At 49.6% G+C, this 2,500-nt stretch carries 2 tRNA genes and 2 rRNA genes (1 of these 4 cut by a window edge); all 4 read right to left on the bottom strand.

Annotated elements, in window-relative coordinates:
* Positions 1 to 1,895 (bottom strand): 23S ribosomal RNA (locus ACO54Z_RS07885); the annotation flags it as partial.
* Between the two features lie 313 nt (positions 1,896 to 2,208).
* Positions 2,209 to 2,284, bottom strand: a tRNA-Ala gene (locus tag ACO54Z_RS07890).
* Between the two features lie 4 nt (positions 2,285 to 2,288).
* A tRNA-Ile gene (locus tag ACO54Z_RS07895) sits at positions 2,289 to 2,365 on the bottom strand.
* 56 nt (positions 2,366 to 2,421) lie between these two features.
* Positions 2,422 to 2,500: ribosomal RNA gene (locus ACO54Z_RS07900) — 16S ribosomal RNA — on the bottom strand (it continues 1,455 nt past the right edge of the window).

Consider the following 2,500-nt stretch of genomic DNA (forward strand, 5'->3'; position numbering starts at 1 on the left):
GAATTTCGCTACCTTAGGACCGTTATAGTTACGGCCGCCGTTTACCGGGGCTTCGATCAAGAGCTTGCACCCCATCAATTAACCTTCCGGCACCGGGCAGGCGTCACACCCTATACGTCCACTTGCGTGTTTGCAGAGTGCTGTGTTTTTGATAAACAGTCGCAGCGGCCTATTCTCTGCGGCCTCCAACAGCTATGCACCGTCAGAGGCATACCTTATCCCGAAGTTACGGTATCATTTTGCCGAGTTCCTTTACCCGAGTTCTCTCAAGCACCTTGGAATTCTCTTCCTACCCACCTGTGTCGGTTTGGGGTACGGTTGTCATAATCTGAAGCTTAGAGGCTTTTCCTGGAAGCAGAGCATCAACCACTTCGTTTCCGTAGAAACTCGTCATCACGTTTCAGTCTTGGAAACCCGGATTTGCCTAAGTCCCCAACCTACGCGTTTAAACACACATCCAACAGTGTGCTGGCCTAGCTTTCTCCGTCCCCCCATCGCAATTATGATCAGTACAGGAATATTAACCTGTTTCCCATCGACTACGCGTTTCCGCCTCGCCTTAGGGGCCGACTCACCCTGCGCCGATTAGCGTTGCGCAGGAAACCTTGGGTTTTCGGTGTGCAGGTTTTTCACCCGCATTATCGTTACTCATGTCAGCATTCGCACTTGTGATACCTCCAGCATGCTTCTCAACACACCTTCATCAGCTTACACAACGCTCCCCTACCACTTGCATTTTCATGCAAATCCGCAGCTTCGGTAGACAGTTTAGCCCCGGTAAATCTTCCGCGCAGGACGACTCGACTAGTGAGCTATTACGCTTTCTTTAAAGGATGGCTGCTTCTAAGCCAACCTCCTAGCTGTCTAAGCCTTCCCACTTCGTTTCCCACTGAACTGTCATTTCGGGACCTTAGCTGGCGGTCTGGGTTGTTTCCCTCTTCACGACGGACGTTAGCACCCGCCGTGTGTCTCCTGTAGTAAAACTTTGCGGTATTCGGAGTTTGCATCGGGTTGGTAAGTCGGTATGACCCCCTAGCCGAAACAGTGCTCTACCCCCGCAAGTCAATCTACAAGGCACTACCTCAATAGTTTTCGGGGAGAACCAGCTATCTCCGAGCTTGTTTAGCCTTTCACTCCTATCCACAGGTCATCCCCGCATTTTTCAACATGCGTGGGTTCGGTCCTCCAGTTGATGTTACTCAACCTTCAACCTGCCCATGGATAGATCGCCCGGTTTCGGGTCTACACCCAGAGACTTGTCGCCCTCTTAAGACTCGCTTTCGCTACGGCTCCCCTATCCGGTTAACCTCGCCACTGAATGTAACTCGCTGACCCATTATACAAAAGGTACGCCATCACATATCTTTATATGCTCTGACTGCTTGTATGCACACGGTTTCAGGTTCTATTTCACTCCCTTCACCAGGGTTCTTTTCGCCTTTCCCTCACGGTACTGGTTCACTATCGGTCGACAACGAGTATTTAGCCTTGGAGGATGGTCCCCCCATCTTCAGACAGGATTTCACGTGTCCCGCCCTACTCGATTCATTGTGTATGGCTTTCGTATACGGGGCTATCACCCTCTGTGGCCATCCTTCCCAGAATGTTCTACTAGCTCATACGCAACTTAATTGGGCTTCTCCGCGTTCGCTCGCCGCTACTTGCGGAATCTCGGTTGATTTCTTTTCCTCGGGGTACTTAGATGTTTCAGTTCTCCCGGTTCGCTTCCGCAGTCTATGTATTCAACTACGGATGACCCTAAGGTCGGGTTGCCCCATTCGGAGATCCCCGGATCATTGCCTGTTATCGGCTTCCCGGGGCTTTTCGCAGATTTCCACGTCCTTCTTCGCCTGTTGTCGCCAAGGCATCCACCGTGTGCACTTATTCACTTGATCATACAACCTCAAGTTATCTTTCGGTTGTGCTGTTCTCTTTTACTACTCTACGTTTGTTGCAGGTTTATTTTTTCTTCGGCTTGCACCTTGAAATCCATCACCTGCAGGCTACGCAGAGGAAAACATAAGTAACAACGTCTTGTTTTTCTCAGCTACTCAATTTAGTTGTTTGTAAATTGAATGTTTCCGGTTGTTAGAGATCATTATCCAAAGACAACAAAAAATTGAACATACTATTTATCTGCACTTGAGAACAGCGCTATGTTCAAGTTTCTGTGTTCTTTATAATATACAAGCTACTTCTCCTTGCAAATGGTGGAGCCAAGGAGGATCGAACTCCTGACCTCCTGCGTGCAAAGCAGGCGCTCTCCCAGCTGAGCTATGGCCCCTTCCTGGTGGGTCTGAGAAGATTTGAACTTCTGACCTCACCCTTATCAGGGGTGCGCTCTAACCAACTGAGCTACAGACCCTTCTCGTAGCTTGTATTCAAAGATAGTTTGTGCGAGTGTCTTGTCACCTGTCATTTAAAGGAGGTGATCCAACCGCAGGTTCCCCTACGGTTACCTTGTTACGACTTCACCCCAGTCATCGGCCACACCGTGGCA

The organism is Cardiobacterium sp. (assembly GCF_057314735.1).